This is a genomic window from Fimbriimonadaceae bacterium (assembly GCA_019638795.1).
Lineage (GTDB): Bacteria > Armatimonadota > Fimbriimonadia > Fimbriimonadales > Fimbriimonadaceae > JAHBTB01.
Window position 1 is genome coordinate 171,549 of record JAHBTB010000001.1, and the last position, 17,590, is coordinate 189,138.

Genomic DNA, 17,590 nt, shown 5'->3' on the forward strand with positions numbered 1-17,590 from the left:
GGGCCTCTTCGCTCCCTCACTCCCCTTCTTGAGGGAAAACGTCACGCCATTCTTGCCCGACCATCGTCTCAGGTTCGGCGGCGACGTGTGACCGGATGAGCTTGGCCTGGCCCATCACGCTCAGGCCGGTCAGTTGCGTCACGACCTCCAGTCCCGCGGCGTCGAACGTCCTGAGGACACCGCCGTCCTGCACCATGGCCTTGCCGTCACCGGTCAGTTCGATCGACTCGATACCGTGGGCCGCGTAGGGCGACATGCGCGGGCCGTGGGTGGCGCTTCGCGACACCGCGAAGAACTGGTGGGCCCCGCGCCGGGCATAGACGATCTCGTTCCGGGCCGGGTCGATGCGGAACACCACTTCACCGTCACCCGGAGGCGGGGTCACCGCTGTCGAACCTTGGGGGACAAGGCCTTCGTTGTACATCCACACCTTGTCCAGGCCCTTGGACATGAGGGCGACACCGCGGGAAGACGTGTCGACGTCCATCGCGGCGGCGTCGCCGGGCAGGCTGACGGACTGACGCCGGATCACGTTCCTCGTCAGCCGGCCCTCTTCCAGGGTCATGTCGTCCCGCTCCAACCGGACCAGTCGGTCGCCGTTGTTCGTCGTGGTCAGTACGAAGACGTCCAGCGAGGGTCCGGCGACGACGACTTTGCGCCCTCCGGGCACGTAGGTGACCAGATAGTGTTCGCCGGTCACCAGGTTGCAATAGAACAGTTTGCCGGTGTCGGTCAAATAGAACACGCCCAGCGAGCCGATGTCGTAGCACCAGTCGACAACCGGTTCGGCGGGGTCGAAGGTCAGCGTCCGGGGCGTCGGGTCACCAAAGTTCCACGGCGAGACACTGGTGAACGAAGGCAATCGGGACTGCCCCTTACCGGGTACCGGCTTGGGGCTGATGGAGTCGTTGTACGCCGTCGTGTTGAACCAGCCCGCGAAGACGGGCAGGATGCAGTGCATGTTGTCGTAGACGTGCCGCTTGTCGTTGTTCTCACCGGTGAACAGTGTGCACAGGGCCAGCGTCCTCTTCCCGTGGCCGGCCGTCGTCAGGGTGATGTTCCGTGTCTCGTAGGTCTCGACGTGAAAATCTGACTGGTCATAGAGATCACCGTCGTCTGTCGCCGGGTCGCGGAGGAAAAAGGCGTCGACACTTCCTCTAAAGTCATATCCCGCAAGAGCCAAGCTGTGCCCACCGTCACGATGCCATGATCCACCATAAAGTTTGTAGCGTCCGTATCCGATCCGGCACAATGACCCATCAAGCAGGCGGTTGCGGATCGTGTTCTTGCCCCAATTGAAACTCGGCCCATAGAGGGTGTGGATAACAAGCAGCGAGGTGTGGTTGCTTGTCCACGTGAAGAACGCATTGTACGCCGGGTGCGAGTAGGTGCCGTCTGTCGCGCTGGTAGCCATCAGGTACCCGAAGAGAAAGATCAGGCCGTCGTTGCCGACATAATCGTCCCAATACCCTCCGGACATGGAGGACATGCCGTTGTCGCTCATGTACCGCGCCAGATCGACATATGACGTCGGCACGCAATACATGTTGCCGTCGTTGGGCAGAACACCCCTCCTTTGGTCGTAGTCGGGGATTCCCTGCCGGTAGAAGTACCCGGGAGCCGCCAAGCAACTCAATGCCATAGCGGACAGACCGACCACCAACATTCCCCTCTTGCCCTGGCGAACACACCGCATGCCTGGATACTATCGCGACTTCGTCTTCTTCGCGGTGCCCCGTACAGGCTTTGGTCAATCAAGTGTTTGAATTGATCACTCTTGAGCCAGATTACAGTATGGTAGAGTAGCTAGATCGGCCAATCACCGACGTATCATTCCTAGAAGTGATCAAAAATATGATCCACAGCTTGTCATGCCGGCACGATTCTCCCTGACGTCCCTGGCCGAACCCCTGGATATCCCGACCTGTGGGGCGTTCGCCGACGATGCAGACACCCAGGCGTGGGCCCAGCCCCGCGGCCTGTTCCAAGCCTTACTCCTGGAGGACAAGGGGACTTTCACGATGAACGCCGATGTCTTCCCTGTCGAAGGCAATGACCTGGTGATCGTCCCGCCGGGGAGCCACAACGAAGTCTCGTGGTCGGCCGGCAGCACCACCCGCACCATCGTGTACTTCACCTTTCGGGCATCGGACAGCCCCCAAGACGAAGTCGCCCTGCCGTTGCACACGAGACTGGGGGAGGAGGGCCGGGTGTGGAACGTCAACTTGAGGCGTGCCCTGAGCCGGATCCAGACCAGCCGGACCAGCGCACAGGTTGTCGCCAAGGCGCTGTTGTGGGCGGTGGCGGTGCCGCCGCCGGTCGGGGAGCGCAACGTCTACGTCACCGCGGCCGAGCGCCTCGTCGCCGAGAACCTGGCCGAGCCGATCCGAATCGGTGACCTCGCGAAGAGCGTCGGCATCTGCCAGGGCCAGCTGAACCGGTTGTTCGTCACCGTCCATGGCAAGACGCCGCTCCAATATGTCCGTGACGTCCGCGCCGAGCATGCCCACCACCTGCTGACCACGACGACCCTGTCGCTCAAGCAGGTCGGCGCGGCGTGCGGGTATCCCAACCCCCACCATTTCAACCGGTTCGTCCGCGACCGGCTGGGCGCCTCGCCCCGGGCGATCCGCAACCACCAGGTCCAGGTCGACATGTTCCGGGTCAAGACCTACTCGTCAACCCTGGACAAACGCTGACCGTCCGGCCCGGGGGCGGCCGACCCAGTGCCATACTGAAACGCAACCCCTATGCCGGAATTCAAAGAAGGCCTCAGCTTCGACGACGTCTTGCTCGTTCCTAAGCGCACAGACATCCTGCCGAACGAGGTCGACACCGGCACCGACCTGCTGCCCGGGGTGCGTCTGACCGTGCCGATCGTCAGCGCCCCGATGGACACGGTCACCGAGTCACGGCTCGCCATCGCCATCGCCCGCGAAGGCGGCGTCGGCGTCATCCACCGCAACATGGACATCGCCACCCAGGCCGACCATGTTGACCGCGTGAAACGGAGCGAGCACGGGGTCATCACCAACCCGATCAAGCTGACCGCCGACAAAAAGCTGAGCGAAGCCACCGCGCTCATGGAGCGGTTCCACATCAGCGGCGTCCCCATCACCGACGAGGCGGGGCACCTGGTCGGCATCCTCACCAACCGGGACATCCGGTTTGAGACCAACTTTGAACTGCCTATTGCCGACCGGATGACGTCCAAAGACCTCGTCACCGCGTCGCCGGGGACCGACCTCGACAAAGCCCAAGCCCTCCTCGCCGAGCACCGGATTGAAAAGCTCCCGATCGTGGACGCCGACGGCAAGCTCCAGGGCCTGATCACGATCAAAGACATCGAAAAGGTGAAGCGGCATCCCAACGCCACGAAGGACTCCAAAGGGCGGCTGGTCGTCGGGGCGGCGATCGGACCGCTCCGCGAACCGTACGAGCGTGCCAAGGCCCTGTTCGAGGCGGGCGTCGACTTCGTCGTCATCGACGCCGCCCACGGGCAGAGCGTCGGTGTACGCGAGTGCGTGAAGATGCTGAAGAAGAAGTTGCCCGACCTCAAGGTCATCGCGGGCAACGTCGCCACGAAGGAAGGGGTGCGTGACTTGGTCGCCCTCGGCGCCGACGGCCTGCGCCTCGGTATCGGCGCGGGCTCTATCTGCACGACCCGGATCGTCGCCGGCGTCGGCGTGCCTCAGTTCACCGCCGTCCTCGACTGCTGCGAGGAAGCGGCCAAACACGGCATACCCACCATCGCCGACGGCGGCGTCCGGTCGTCGGGCGACGTGGTGAAGTCCCTTGCGGCCGGAGCCAGCGCGGTGATGATGGGCAACATGTTCGCGGGGTGCGAAGAGAGCCCGGGCGAAATCGAGATCTATCGCAACCGCGCTTACAAGGTGTACCGAGGCATGGGTTCGATCGGGGCGATGCGGCAGGGGTCAAGCGACCGCTACTTCGCCGTCAAGGAGAAAGGGGCCACCCTGGTCCCCGAAGGCGTCGAGGGCCGGGTGCCGTTCAAGGGGCCGCTGGCCGACACGATGGCCCAAATGATCGGCGGCCTGCGGTCCGGCATGGGCTATGTCGGGGCGTCGAGCCTGAAGGCCCTGCAGGAAGGGGCTGAGTTCCTGAAAATCACCAACGCCGGGCTCAGGGAGTCGCACCCGCACGACGTGTGGATCACCAAGGAGCCACCGAACTACTCGTCGCCCTATGGCGGCGGTGAGGGCGACTAGCCCCCATCCGCCCTCGTCCACGGGGTCGCTCCGGTACCATCCCAGGGCAACCACCCCATGGAACCCATCCAGAAAACCGTCCTCGCCAACGGTGTCCGCGTCCTCACTGAGCGGATCGACCACGTCGGCTCGGCCAGCATCGGCGTCTGGTGCCGCACGGGAAGCACCCACGAGAACGCCGACGAAGCAGGGATCACCCACCTGATCGAGCACATGCTGTTCAAGGGCACGCCCCAGCGGACAGCCAAAGAGATCGCCGAGTCGATCGAGGGCCGTGGCGGCATGCTCAACGCCTTCACGGACAAGGAGCAGACCTGCTACTACTGCCGCACCTTGGCCGAGGACGCGGGCAACGGACTGGACGTGCTGACCGACATGGTCCGGCATTCCCTCATCGACCCTAAGGAACTGGCGACCGAGAAAGGGGTCGTCATCGAGGAGATCAAGCGGAGCGAAGACGAACCCGGTGACCATGTCCACGACCTCCATCTGGAAGGGCTTTGGCCCGACCACGAACTCGGGCTGCCCGTCATCGGCACACGCGAGTCGGTCGGCGGATTTGAGCAGAAGAACCTCAAGGACTACATCGCGCGCCGCTACGTGGGGGCCAACCTGGTCGTCGCCGCGGCCGGCAAGGTGGACCACGACGAGTTTGTCCGCCTGACCGGACAGGCTCTGGGCGACCTACCGGCCGGTGAGGCCGACGCGCCGCTCGCCCGACCGACCCCGTCGGCGGGCGACAACCTCGTGGCCAAGGACGTGGAGCAAGTCCACTTCTGCATCGGCACCCGGGGCACGTCCCAATATGACGACGACCTCTACGCCGGCGTGATCCTCGACGGAGTCCTCGGCAGCGGGATGAGCAGCCGGCTCTTCCAGGAGGTCCGCGAGAAGCGCGGGCTGGTGTACAGCATCGGCAGCTACCACATGGCCTACTCGTCGGGAGGCGCGTTCACCGTCTACGGCGGCACCGGCCTGGAGACCTGGCAGCAGGTGCGCGAGGTCGTGCGGGCCGAGTTTGACAAGATGATGGCTGACGGCCCGACGGAAGGCGAGCTCACCCGAGCCAAGAAACTCATTGGCGGCAACATGGTCCTCGGCTTGGAAAGCACGAGCAACCGGATGATGCGGCTGGCCAGAAACGAACTGGTGCACAGGCGCCATATCCCCATGGAGGAGACCAAGGCCAAGATCGACGCGGTCACGGCCGCCGAGGTGGTCGGGCTGGCCCGGCGGATCCTTGGTGAGGAGCAAGTCCGGACCACGGCGATCGGCCCGTTTTGACCCATGGACCGTCCTGACCCCCGCGCGTCGTTGTGTTCGGCGTCCTCCGAGGACGGCCTGCTGGCCGAGTGCGCCGGGCTGATGGCGGAGACCCTCACCGCCGACTCGTGCGACCTCCTTCTGGTCGGGCCAAGCGGGAGCCTTGTGTTGCGGGCGAGCACGACCATGCGCGACCTGATCCACCGCGTCCGCATCGGGCGAGGCGTCGGGCTCGTCGGTCAGGTCGTCAAATCGGGGGGCCCGGTCGTGGTGGCCGAGAGCCTCCAAAGCGACAAGCATTACCGCCCGATGCCGGGCACCCGCGACGAAGAGTTCCAGTCGGCCCTCGGTGTCCTCGTCGGGTCGGTGGAGAGCCCCCTCGGAGTGGCGTTGTGGCGACGGTTGGAGGCCTGGGCCCCTACCCCGGAAGAGCTCCAAGCCGCGACCGACCTGGCCCACGACATCGCCCTGGCCGTGAGTGTGTTTCGCAGCGCCTATGAGGCAGGCCTGCAAAGTAACCGGCTCGGTGCCCTCAGCGAGGTCACGCGCACCCTCAGCGACTCGCCTTACCTGGAAGAGATCCTCCAACTCCTCGTCAACGTCGTCGCCCGTCGGTTCAACTACCGGGTCGTGACGGTCCGGCTGCTCGACGAGAAGCGTAACGAACTCATCCTGCGCGCCACCCAGGCGACGAACAAGGCCTACCAGCGCAAACCTGCGATCCGGCTCGGCGAAAGCATCGCCGGGCGCGTCATCGAGAAAGCCCAGACGATGATTGTCGAGGACGTGCAGGCCGACCCTGACTACATTGGCCACGACCTCGCCGAGGAGCAGGGGCTCCGCTCCATGGTGTGCGTCCCGCTGACGATCCAGGGCCGCGCCGTCGGTGTGCTCACCTGCTACACCGGCGAAGTCCGCGAGTTTGCCGAAGACGAGGTCGAAATGTTGGAGACCCTCGCCAAGCAGGCCGCCGTCAGCATCGAACATGCCAAGTTGCAGGTCCGCAACACCCTTATGCAGGAAATGCACCACCGGGTGAAGAACAACCTCCAGCAGGTCGCCTCTCTGCTCCGCCTGCAAATCCGGCAGTCGCACTACAAGTCCCTCGAAGAGGCCCTGGGCGACAGCTTGTCCCGTATCCTCGCCATCGCCGCCGTCCACGAACTGCTCAGCCGGGACGACCTGGACCACGTCAGCATCAAGAGCATCGCGAGCAGTCTGGGCCAACACATGCAGCAGTCGTTCTTGCTGCCCGGCAAGTCCATTGCCTTCAGCGTCCGCGGCGACGAGGTCTATTTGAACACGACCCAGGCGACCCAGATCGCCCTGATCCTGAACGAGATGATCTCCAACGCGGTCGAGCACGGCTTTGGCGTCACCGACAAGGGCGAGGTACACATCAACATCGAGGAAACCGACGGCAAGATCGGGGTCTGGGTGAGCAACGACGGCGACCCGCTCCCTGCTGACTTCGACCCCAAAGGGGGCCAGCTGGGCCTGCAGATCATCCGGTCGCTGGTCGGCGCCTTGGGCGGGCAGTTCGAAATGGAAGACCGGTTGGGGTGGACGGTGTGCCAGGTCACCTTTGAACGCCAGGCGGCCGAATAGGCCGTTTCCGGCGACTCAAATCTCGACGACCATGCGGTACAGCTTGGTCCAGAGGCCCAGGTTTGTCTTCCGCGAAATGGTCGCGAGGATGCGCTCGGTCTGCTTGACATAGCGCTTCTTCTTTCCGCCCTTGCGGGTGCGCAAGGTATGGGTGAGGTTGCTGATCCGGTCGGCCAGCTTGATCGTCTGGGCCGGTTTGGACATCCTTCCGATGTCTTCCAGCAAGAGCCTGGAGCGCAGGTCGTAGACTTCCCTGTCCGACAGGCCCTCGATCTGCTCGGGGGTCGGCTCGGTCCGCGTCAGTTCGGCGACAAGGCCACCCACTTCGGTGCCGAACCGCTTGGCCACCTGCGCTGCCGTCACCCCGCCTTGTTCGACGATGTCGTGCAGGGCCGCGGCCACGAGCATGTTCTCGTCAGTCACCCCGCCCACATAGCGCAACTCGCTGACGACCTCGAGCACGTGGGTGACGTACGGCAACGAGTCCTCTCCGCTCCGGTCAAACCCCAGATGCACCTCGGACGCCCACTTGACGGCCTCATGGAGCTTGGACGTGGACTTGTCCATGGTCATGTCAAAGTTAACCCCGTCCGGCACGCTTTCATGAAGTCGTCGCCCAATCCTGGTGCATTTGTCACGGCCGGCCGGCGTAACCGTGCGGATGGGCCTGCATCCAGTCCCATGCGTGGCGCACCGCGTCCCGGACGTCGGGATACCGCGGCGACCACCCCCAGGCCTGACGCACCGCGGAACTGTCGGCCACGAGCCGGGCCGGGTCGCCGGGCCGTCGGTCCCCGTAGGCGACCGGCACCGGACGTCCCGTCACCTCCTCTGCCGCCGCCAGCACCTCCCTCACACTGGCCCCTGTCCCGTTACCCAGGTTGAAGGTCTTTGACTCGCCCCCGGCGCCCAGGTGGTCGACGGCCCGCACGTGCGCCGAAGCCAGGTCGGTGACATGGACGAAGTCGCGGACGCACGTGCCGTCCGGCGTCGGATAGTCGGTGCCAAACACGGTGATCTGCGGCGCCCGCCCAGCCACGGCAAGCAGGACACGCGGGATCAGGTGGGTCTCGGGCGAGTGGTCTTCGCCGAGTTCGCCTTCCGGGTCGGCCCCACAGGCGTTGAAGTAGCGGAAGACGACGCTCCGCAGGCCGTAAGCCCGGCCGTAGGCCGCCACCATCCGCTCGACGGCGAGTTTGGTGTCACCGTACGGGTTTGTCGGGTCTTTGGGATGGTCTTCGGGGATCGGCACGTGCTGGGGCTCGCCGTAGACGGCGGCCGTCGAACTGAAGACGAACTGGCCGACCCCGGCGGCACGCATCGCTCCCAATAAGTTGTGGACGGCCACGACGTTGTTGCGCCAATACGGGCCGGGGTCCTGGACGCTTTCGCCGACTTCGATGCTGGCGGCAAAGTGAAGGACCGTGCCGACGTCGTGCTTTGCGAAGACATCGGCGAGGGCGGCGGGGTCGTTCAGGTCGGCCTCGACGACCGGGCTCCCCGCCACCGCCTCGCGGTGCCCCTTGCTGAAGTTGTCGAGCACCAGGTGCTCTCGTCCCTCCTCGCGCAGGGCCTTCACCAGGTGCGAACCGATGTAGCCGGCCCCGCCGCACACCAAAACCGTCTGTCCCATACCGTGCCCTCCTTGTACCTGGCGACGGTATCCTTCCGCTGGCCGGGGCGAGTGGCGGAATTGGTAGACGCGCTGGATTTAGGTTCCAGTACCGCAAGGTGTGAGGGTTCGAGTCCCTCCTTGCCCACCACTTTCTTGATGGTCGGGGGCCGGTCCGCTTCCGGTAACGTCATCAACGAGAGCGATGCACGACAAATCTGACGCCCTGGTCCTCTTCGGTGCGACAGGGGACTTGGCGCACAAGCTGGTCTTCCCCTCCCTCTTCTCCCTCGTCAAGCGGGGGATCCTCGACGTCCCCGTCATCGGGGTGGCACGGCCGACATGGAAGCAGGAGGAACTCTGCGCCCGAATCGACGACAGCATCGCGCACTACGGCGACCCGACCGACACGGTGACTCTCGGAAAACTCAAGTCGCTGGTCCGGTATGTCAGCGGCGACTACAACGACGCTTCCACGTTCACGAGGATCAAGGACGCCTTGGGCGGGGCGTCCCGGCCCGCCCACTATCTGGCCATCCCGCCGTCGCTTTTCCCCCAGGTCATCGAATGCCTGGGCAGCTCGGGACTGGCCGAAAACGCCAAGGTCATCGTGGAGAAACCGTTTGGACGAGACCTCGCCTCGGCCGAAGAACTCAATAAAGTCGCCACGACCGTCTTCCCCGAGGAGGCGATCTACCGGATCGACCACTATCTGGGCAAGGAGGCGATCATGAACATCCTCTACTTCCGGTTCGCCAACACCTTCCTGGAACCGATCTGGAACCGTAATTTCATCTCCAGTGTGCAGATCACCATGGCCGAGGACTTCGGGGTGAAGGGCCGGGGGGCGTTCTACGAGAGCGCCGGGTGCCTCCGGGACGTCGTCCAAAACCACCTGTTCCAGATTGTCGCCCTGCTGGCCATGGAGCCCCCCTCGGGCCGCCACTACTGGGCCGTCCACCGGGAGAAGGCCAAGGTCTTCGAGGCGATGGTGCCCCTCGCGCCCGACGACGTGGTGCGCGGCCAGTACGTCGGCTACCGGGACGAACCGGGCGTCGACCCCCAGTCCGACGTCGAGACCTATTGCGCGGCCCGGCTCCACATCGACTCATGGCGGTGGCAGGGCGTGCCTTGGTACCTGCGCTCCGGCAAGAACCTGCCCGTCAAAGCGACGGAGGTGCTTGTGCAGCTCAAGCCGCCGCCCCAGCCGCTCTTCGCCGACTCGAACCCGTCGGCGGGACGCCCGAACTACATCCGCTTCCAACTCGCCCCCCAGAGCGCCATCGCCGTCGCGGCCCGGGTCAAGAGCGCCGGCAAAGAGTTTGTCGGCCATCAGGACGAGTTGTTCCTCTTGGAGGAGGAACCGGGCGAGGCCTCGGCCTACGAGCGCCTGATCGGCGACGCGCTCATCGGCGACGACGCCTTGTTCACCCGCTGGGAGACCGTCCGGGCGGCGTGGGAGGTTGTCGAGCCCGTCCTAAGCGACCACCGCACCGTCCACCCGTACTGGGTCGGCAGTTGGGGCCCGGCGGAGGCCGACGCCCTCACCGCGGGCGACGGGGGCTGGCACAACCCGGGCTGAGCCTAAGGCACAAAGGACGTCAGCAGGAAGACGGCGAACAGCATCAGGTGGGCCGCGCCGAGCAGGATGTTGCTCCGGCCCAGGCCAAGCGTCAACCCGTTGACGATGAACGTGAGGGTGAGCAGGATCGTCGCCTTGGCGTCCAAACCGAGGACAAGGGGGACGCCCATGATCAGGCTGGCGACGGCGACCACGGGGATGGTCAGTCCGATGCTGGCCAAGGCCGAACCCATCGCCAGGTTCATGCTGGTCTGAAACCGGTTTGAGACGGCGGCACGCAGTGACGCCGCCGTCTCGGGCATCAGGACAAGGAACGAGATGAGGACGCCGACCACGGCCTGGGGCGCCCCGATCTGGGTGACAAACCGTTCCAGCGGGGCCGACAGGCTTTTGGCCAGCATCACGACGGCGACCAGGCTGACCAGCATGGCGACAAGACTCGACCAAGCCGCCTTCTTCGACGGTATCTCGGCATGCTCGTCGCCGTCGGCCTCCGGCTGGGTCGGGAGGAAGTAGTCGCGGTGCCGCCCGGTCTGGATCATCACGAACACGCCCCACAAGACGAAAGACATGAGGGCGACCGCGGCGAGTTGGGGCGGCGAATAGGTCGCCACCGGGCTACTGGTCGTGTGGTTGGGCAAGACCAGGGTGAGACCGACCAGGGTCACCAGCGCGGCCAGGGCCGACGTCGCCCCGTCCACGCGGAAGGTCTGCTCTTTGTGCCTGACGCCTCCCACGAAGAGGCAGACACCCAAGACACCGGAGCAGATCGTCATGACCGCCGCGTACACCGTGTCGCGAGGCAACGTTGTCCCACCCTCGCCCTTCGCCAACATGAGCGAGAGCACAAGGGCGGCCTCGATCGTCGTCATGGCGACGGCCAGGACCAGCGTGCCGTACGGTTCGCCGACCCGGTGGGCGATCACCTCGGCGTGGTGGACGGACGCGACCACAGCAAGGACCAAGCCCAACCCAGCGACGACCATGCTCAGTGGGCCAGGCACGGCGGCGACCAAGGCCCATGCCGCGAGGGCGATGGCGGGTGCCGCGGTCGTCAGCAGTCGCATCCCTTATCGTAGCCCGTCCACGGCCGGACGCTTTGGGAAGGCTCCAATGGCGTAAGATGCCGTCTATGCGCCATCGGGGAGTCGCCACCCTCTGCACTGGCTTGGTCGCCACCGCCGCCCTCGCCCAAGTCGCCAGCAAGTCCGGGGGGCCCCTGCCCTTCGAAGAAGCCGTCTACGACGTCAAATCCTACGACGTCGGCCTCAAAGTCGACCCTGCGGACAAGTCAATCCAAGGCACGACCAAGATGGTGGCGAAGGCGGTCATCCCTTCCAACGCCATCCTTCTCGACCTTGACAGCCGGTTCTCCGTACAGATGGTCACCGACGGCCGGTACCCGCTCAAGTTCGACCGTCAGGACAACACCGTCCGGATCTTCTTCCCCCAATCCAAGCAGCCCGGCGAGACGATCACCACCGTGGTCACCTACAGCGGCAAACCCAAAGTGGCGAAAAACGCACCCTGGGACGGCGCGTTCGTGTGGGCCAAGACGAAGGGCGGACAACCGTGGGTCAGCGTCGCGTTGGAAGACGACGGGGCCGACATGCTTTTCCCCTGCAAGGACCACCCGTCGGACCGGCCGGACGAGGTGTGGATGCGCATCACCGTGCCGGACCCCCTCGTGGCGGTCGGCCCGGGGGTGGAATCGGCCCCTCCGGCCAAGCATGCCGACAAGACGACGACCTACTCGTGGCACATGCCGCTTCCCATCGCCAACTACAGCGTCGTCTTCAACGCGGCTCCGTACGACCTCGTCGAGGACAGTGTCAAGTCGGTCGGCGGGCAGACCGTCAAGATCCCGTTCTACGTATTGCCCGAGGACAAGGACAAGGCCCCCAAGCTGATCGCCGAGCTCAAGAAGTACTTCGCCTTCATGGAGAAGTACTGCGGCCCATACCCGTTCCGCACGGTGAAACTGGGGGTTGTCGAGACACCCCACTTGGGCATGGAGCATTCGACCGCCATCGCCTACGGGAACAAGTTCCGCTTCCGGGACGACGGGTTCGACTGGCTGATGCTCCACGAGTTCGGCCATGAGTGGTGGGCCAACCTCGTCACCGCGTCTGACTGGCGCGACATGTGGGTCCACGAGGGGTTCCAGTCCTACATGGACAGCCTTTACCAGGAGGAGACCCATGGACGCGCCGCCTATCTCGCCTCCATGAAGGGTCGCAAACAGGCCGTCCAAAACAAGATCGCCGTCGCTCCTCGGCAGTCGATGTCGTCCAGCGACATCTACACCGGGGACATCTACGACAAGGGCGCTCTCGTCCTCCACTCCCTCCGGTTCCTCGTCGGCGACAAGCGGTTCTTCGACTGCTTGCGGCGCATGGCCTACCCGACGGCCGAGATGGAGACGTGGACCGACGGTCGGGCCCAGAGGCTGGTGACCACCGACGACTTTCTCTCCATCGCCGAACGAGAGAGCGGTATGAGGCTCGATTGGTTCTTCGAGGTCTACCTGAGACAGCCCGCGCTACCGAAGCTGCAGTCCGAGGTCAAGGACGGCGTCCTCCACCTGGCCTGGCAGACCCCGGACGGTCTCCGCTTCCCCATGCCTGTCGAAGTCGAGGTCGACGGCAAGCGGACCCGTGTCCCGATGAAGGACGGCAAGGGCAGCCTGAAGGTCGACGGGTCGAGCTTCAAAATCGACCCGGACGGATGGGTCCTGATGGCCCGCTAGGCAGGCACGCCCGGGGGCGTCCCGCTTTGCACGGTGTGGGTGACAACCCCGTGGCGTCGAAGCCCAAGAAACAGTATCCCAGCCTTGGCCCTAGGCGTCAAGAAACGTAGGATGCTCGCTGCAATGGCCTTTGTGCTCGCCAACCAGGAGATGGACTTGGCCGACGCCTTCTCCCGCTTTGGCGACGAGACCGTCGGCATGATCGACGTGCTCTACCGCATGGGTCGCGAACCGACCTTTGCGGCCGCGGTGAAGGACCACCACGCGGTGAAAGAGCAAGCGACGATGTGGGACATGGCGGTGATGCTCTCCGCCGCCGCCGCCGCGATGCGTTTCAACCCACCCGGCTACCGGCCCATGTGGGAACAACTGACCGACGAAGTCGACACCTACTGGGACACGCGGGGCCCGTTCGCCGGCTACTGCGTCCTTCCCGGGCTCACCGAGCCCGACCGCTACTATGACGACAACGCCTGGGTCGCCTTGGCCCAGATCGAGGGGTTCGAGAACGGCCACCGGGCCAGTGACATGGCCCGAGCCCGCAAGACCCTCGCGTTCGTCTTGAGCGGGAAGGACGACAAGGCGGGCGGCGGCGTCTATTGGCACGAGCAAGACCGCAAGACCAAGAACACGTGCGGCACCGCCAACACCGGGTTGGTCGCCGCCAAGCTGTTCAACGCGGCGGGAAAGGAGGACGACCTGAAGGTCGCCAAGGAACTTGACGCCTGGTGCGACGGGATGCGCGACACCGACGACCTCTACTTTGACAACCGGGCCCTCGACGGCAAGGTCGACAAGACCAAGTGGTCGTACAACACCGCCCTTCCCGTCCGCCTCAAACTCGAACTCTTCAAAGCCACGAAGGACGAGAAGTACAAGGCCGACGCCCTGCGGATCGCGACCGCGGCCCAACGGCGCTGGTACCGGGCCGGTGGAGGACTGGGCGACGAGACCGCCTTCGCCCACCACTTGGTCGACGCTTTCCTCGACTGTGACCGGGTCGACCCCAAGGGGCCGTGGCGCGACGTCGCCGTCCGGTCGACCCTGATCCTGCGGGACAAGGGCCGCAGTGACTACGGCATGTACGGGCTCAAGTGGGGCGAGACCGGCGTCCGTGAGGAAGAAGGCCACCGCCTGCTCTTCCAGGCCAGCGCGGCAAGGGCCTTCTACAGTGTCGCCGCGGCGTTGCGCGAGCGCCCTTAGACGCCCGGGGCGACTTCTCCACCGGGGAGCGGTGCAGACCCCGCAGGATCACGGGTAAACATGAACCATGCTGGCTGCGTTGACCTTGGCGGCGGTGTTGACAACCGGCGCCGCCGACCACGACCCGTTCGGTGTGCCGTACCGCCCCCGAGACATCTGGGTGTTCCGGTCAGTCCTCGACCAACACCCGCGCATGATCACGGTCGCCCTCCACAAGGACGTCTGGGTCGCCTACGACACCACCAAGTGCAACCTCTACCAGGCGTGGACGGGAGGGGTGAAGTTCGACGGTTCGGTCTACACCACCGTCCACGGGCCGCAACCCACCAGCGAGGGCGCCCCCTATGTGCGCAACGACGTGGAGGGCGAGACATGGCAGCTCACCCAGGGGGGCAAGGCCGTCGCGACCAAGCCGGTCTACCGGGGATACAAGTTTGTCGAGGGTCAGGTCAACATCCAGTTCGACTTGCAGTCTTCGGCCGGGGTCGTGCACGTCACCGAGATCCCCGAGTTCTTCTCCGCCGGGGCCGGCAAGGTCGGATTGGAGCGCAAGTTCGTCACGTCCGGCGTCCCTGCCGGGGCGACCCTCGCCGTCACCGGCACCCACCTTGTCGACACCGAGGTCAACGTGCTGGGCGGAAGCCGCACGACGGTGCTCAAAGGGTCGGCGTCAAACATCGACGTCAAGGCCAACGGCCGCACCACCGTCCGCTACTCCTTTGTGCTTCCCAAGGCCGCGCCCCTGCCTACCCCCAAGCCTCTCCAAGACAAGAGCGACCAGCGGGAGCCTGGGCTCGGCCTGCGCGTCTACTTTGTCGACGACGACATGAGCCACGTGCCCACCCTGGTCGCGGGGCAGACCGGCAACGTCAACAAGATCATCCCCAACGTCGACCTCACGACCAAGGAAGCGTTCGGTGGCCTGGAGACCCGGTTCCTGACCCACGTCACCGGTTACCTGAATGTCAGCCAGGCCGGCCGTTACACGTTCCGCCTCGACAGCAACGACGGCTCTCGGCTCTCCCTAGACGGCAAGATCGTCCTGGAGCACGACGGGTTCATGGAAATGGGCAAGCCGGGCGACGCCGCCGTTGACCTCGGGGCCGGTGAACACAGCCTCTTCATCGAGCACTTCCAGGAGTTCGGCCCGTTCGGCCTGCGGCTCCTATGGAAGAAGCCGGGCGACAAGGATTTCACCGTCGTCCCCCCGAGCGTGTTCACGACCGGCAAGGGCGAGGTCCGGGTCGTCGCCCCCGGCAAGAAAAGGGTCATGATGGCGGGCTCCCGCCGCGTGCCCGGCGACATGCGGCCCCTCGACAAAGTCCACCCGTCCTTCGACTTGTCGCAGGCCCGGCCCGAAAGTTTCAAGCCCAAGGTCGGCGGCATCGACTTCATGCCGAACGGCGACATGGTGGTCTGCTGTTGGGAGCCGGACGGCGGCGTGTACCGGGTGTCCAATTACACGAGCAAAGACCCGTCGCAGATCAAGGTCAAGCGGATCGGCGGCGGCATGGCCGAGCCGCTCGGCATCAAGGTCGTGGACGGCAAGGTCTATGTCCTCCAGAAGCAGGAACTGACCGAACTTGTCGACAACGACGGCGACGGGGTGACCGACGAGTACCGGTGCGTCGCCAACGGTTGGCAGGTGTCGAACAACTTCCATGAGTTCTCCTTCGGCCTCCCCTACGACGACAAGGAGAAGGTGTTTTACGCCTCGTTGGCCATCGCCATCGACCCGGGCGGAAAGTCGGCGATGCAACAGCTCCCGAACCGTGGGTCGGTGATGAAAATCCACCTCGACGGCACATACGAGTACATCGCCAACGGGCTCCGGACGCCGAACGGCCTGTGGCTGACCCCTGACGGCAAGCTCTTCATCGCCGACAACCAGGGTGACTGGGTGCCCGCCAACAAGATCGTCCAGATCGAACCCGGCGCCTGGTACGGCAACCGGTCCGTCGACCCCCAAGGCACCGAGGGGCGCGTCGCCCACCCGCCTGTCGCGTGGTTGCCCGAGAACGAGATCGCCAACTCGCCAAGCAACGTCGTGCCGCTCGACTACGGCCCTTACAAGGGCCAGTGGGCGTTCGGCGACGTCACCTACGGCGGGCTGACCCGCCTCTTCATGGAGTCGGTGGGCGGCCAACTCCAAGGCGGCGTGGTCAGGTTTGTCGCCGGGCTTGAGGCCGGGGTCAACCGGACGGCGGTCGGGCCCGACGGCGCCCTTTACGTCGGCGGCGTCGGGAGCAGCGGCAACTGGGGTGAGGAGAACAAGCTGTGGTATGGGCTCCAACGCCTTGTCTACAACGGCAAGCCCACCTACGAGATCCTGCGTGCCTCGGCCATGACAAACGGCTTTGAGCTGGAGTTCACCGAGCCGGTGGCCCGCGGCGTCGGCGACACCCCCGGCTACTTCCCCACCCGGCAATGGACGTACGTCGCCACCAGCGAGTACGGCGGGCCGAACATCGACGAGACCTCGTTCCTGCCCCGGTCGGTGACATGGAGCGGCGACCGAAAGAGCGTGTTCCTGGAATACGACGGGCTCAAGGAGGGGTACGTGGTCGACATCCGCGTCCACCCGTCCGTCCTCTCGGCCTCGGGACAAAGCCTGTGGTCGACTGAGATGTTCTACACCCTCAACAAGATCCCGGCGGGCAAGGTCGGCAAGGTCGTCTACGGGCGGCCCCAACCGGCCAACGTGCTCTCTCGCGACGAACAGCGCGAAGGGTTCCAGCTCCTCTTTGACGGGCGGTCTCTGGAACAGTGGCGCGGGTACCGCCGGGCCGACGTGCCTCGGGCCTGGTTCATCGAGGACGGCGGCATCACCGTCGACTCGAGCAAGGGCGACGGCGGCGACCTCGTCACCAAGGAGACCTATGGTGACTTTGAGCTCCGCTTCGAATGGAAGGTCCCCGCACCTGGCACCAACAGCGGGGTCATCTACCGGTGCACGGAAGACCAAGACTACTCGTTCAAGACCGGCCTGGAATACCAGGTGCTCGACAACGAGAAGCACCTTGACGGCCGGAACCCGCTGACCTCGGCCGGGGCCTGCTACGGCCTCTATGCCCCCAGCGGCGACTACACCCGCCCGGTCGGCGAGTGGAACGAGGCGAAGATCGTCTGTAAGGGCGGCAAGGTCGAGCACTGGTTGAACGGCCGTATGGTGCTCAGCTACGACCTTGACTCGCCCGACTTTGCCGAGAAGCTGGCGGCGAGTAAGTTCAAGGGCCTGCCGGGGTTCGCCCGGGCCGGATTCGGCCACATCGCCCTGCAAGACCACGGCGACAAGGCGATGTTCCGCAACCTGAGGATCAAGAAGCTGGCCGACAAGTGAGCCG

Annotated in this window: 12 protein-coding genes and 1 tRNA gene; 9 read left to right on the forward strand and 4 right to left on the reverse strand. The window is 65.1% G+C overall.

What is annotated here, in order from left to right; genetic code table 11:
• Positions 1 to 16 precede the first annotated feature (16 nt).
• The gene (locus KF857_00820) at positions 17 to 1,642 is read right to left on the reverse strand and encodes a hypothetical protein (protein ID MBX3110524.1); all 1,626 of its coding nucleotides are present in this window, start codon (positions 1,640 to 1,642) and stop codon (positions 17 to 19) included.
• A gap of 229 nt (positions 1,643 to 1,871) precedes the next feature.
• On the opposite strand from KF857_00820, the gene KF857_00825 reads away from it, so the two are divergent.
• Genes KF857_00825 through KF857_00840 form a run of 4 tightly spaced genes read left to right on the forward strand, consistent with a single transcriptional unit; the run spans position 1,872 to position 7,100 of the window.
• A complete protein-coding gene (locus KF857_00825) occupies positions 1,872 to 2,699 on the forward strand; it encodes a helix-turn-helix transcriptional regulator (protein MBX3110525.1) in 828 nt (275 codons plus the stop codon).
• Positions 2,700 to 2,750: 51 nt separating this feature from the next.
• On the forward strand, positions 2,751 to 4,229 hold the full coding sequence (guaB, locus tag KF857_00830; protein ID MBX3110526.1) for an IMP dehydrogenase: 1,479 nt from the start codon (positions 2,751 to 2,753) through the stop codon (positions 4,227 to 4,229).
• A gap of 57 nt (positions 4,230 to 4,286) precedes the next feature.
• Positions 4,287 to 5,513: an insulinase family protein gene (locus KF857_00835; GenBank protein MBX3110527.1), complete on the forward strand. Its 1,227-nt coding sequence runs from the start codon at positions 4,287 to 4,289 to the stop codon at positions 5,511 to 5,513.
• A gap of 3 nt (positions 5,514 to 5,516) precedes the next feature.
• Positions 5,517 to 7,100 (forward strand): GAF domain-containing protein, encoded by a 1,584-nt coding sequence (locus tag KF857_00840; protein MBX3110528.1) that lies wholly within the window; start codon positions 5,517 to 5,519, stop codon positions 7,098 to 7,100.
• Between the two features lie 15 nt (positions 7,101 to 7,115).
• Here KF857_00840 and KF857_00845 read toward each other — a convergent pair whose 3' ends face one another.
• Positions 7,116 to 7,697 (reverse strand): bifunctional (p)ppGpp synthetase/guanosine-3',5'-bis(diphosphate) 3'-pyrophosphohydrolase, encoded by a 582-nt coding sequence (locus KF857_00845; GenBank protein ID MBX3110529.1) that lies wholly within the window; start codon positions 7,695 to 7,697, stop codon positions 7,116 to 7,118.
• A gap of 37 nt (positions 7,698 to 7,734) precedes the next feature.
• A complete protein-coding gene (gene galE / locus KF857_00850; protein ID MBX3110530.1) occupies positions 7,735 to 8,733 on the reverse strand; it encodes a UDP-glucose 4-epimerase GalE in 999 nt (332 codons plus the stop codon).
• Between the two features lie 45 nt (positions 8,734 to 8,778).
• Between galE and KF857_00855 the strand changes: the two genes are divergently transcribed.
• Together KF857_00855 and zwf are read left to right on the forward strand one after the other, a co-directional pair.
• Positions 8,779 to 8,863: transfer RNA gene (locus KF857_00855), tRNA-Leu, on the forward strand.
• A gap of 54 nt (positions 8,864 to 8,917) precedes the next feature.
• Complete coding sequence (gene zwf / locus KF857_00860) at positions 8,918 to 10,294, forward strand: glucose-6-phosphate dehydrogenase (protein ID MBX3110531.1); 1,377 nt, start codon at positions 8,918 to 8,920, stop codon at positions 10,292 to 10,294.
• Between the two features lie 2 nt (positions 10,295 to 10,296).
• Here zwf and KF857_00865 read toward each other — a convergent pair whose 3' ends face one another.
• The gene (locus KF857_00865) at positions 10,297 to 11,361 is read right to left on the reverse strand and encodes a hypothetical protein (protein ID MBX3110532.1); all 1,065 of its coding nucleotides are present in this window, start codon (positions 11,359 to 11,361) and stop codon (positions 10,297 to 10,299) included.
• Between the two features lie 65 nt (positions 11,362 to 11,426).
• Here KF857_00865 and KF857_00870 point away from each other — a divergent pair, with 65 nt between their 5' ends.
• The 3 genes from KF857_00870 to KF857_00880 all read left to right on the forward strand — a co-directional run bounded on the left by KF857_00870 (position 11,427) and on the right by KF857_00880 (position 17,586).
• Positions 11,427 to 13,043 (forward strand): M1 family metallopeptidase, encoded by a 1,617-nt coding sequence (locus KF857_00870; GenBank protein MBX3110533.1) that lies wholly within the window; start codon positions 11,427 to 11,429, stop codon positions 13,041 to 13,043.
• 111 nt (positions 13,044 to 13,154) lie between these two features.
• Entirely contained in the window at positions 13,155 to 14,246 is a 1,092-nt protein-coding gene (locus tag KF857_00875) for a hypothetical protein (GenBank protein MBX3110534.1), read from the forward strand.
• Between the two features lie 67 nt (positions 14,247 to 14,313).
• Entirely contained in the window at positions 14,314 to 17,586 is a 3,273-nt protein-coding gene (locus tag KF857_00880; protein MBX3110535.1) for a DUF1080 domain-containing protein, read from the forward strand.
• The last annotated feature ends 4 nt before the right edge of the window (positions 17,587 to 17,590 follow it).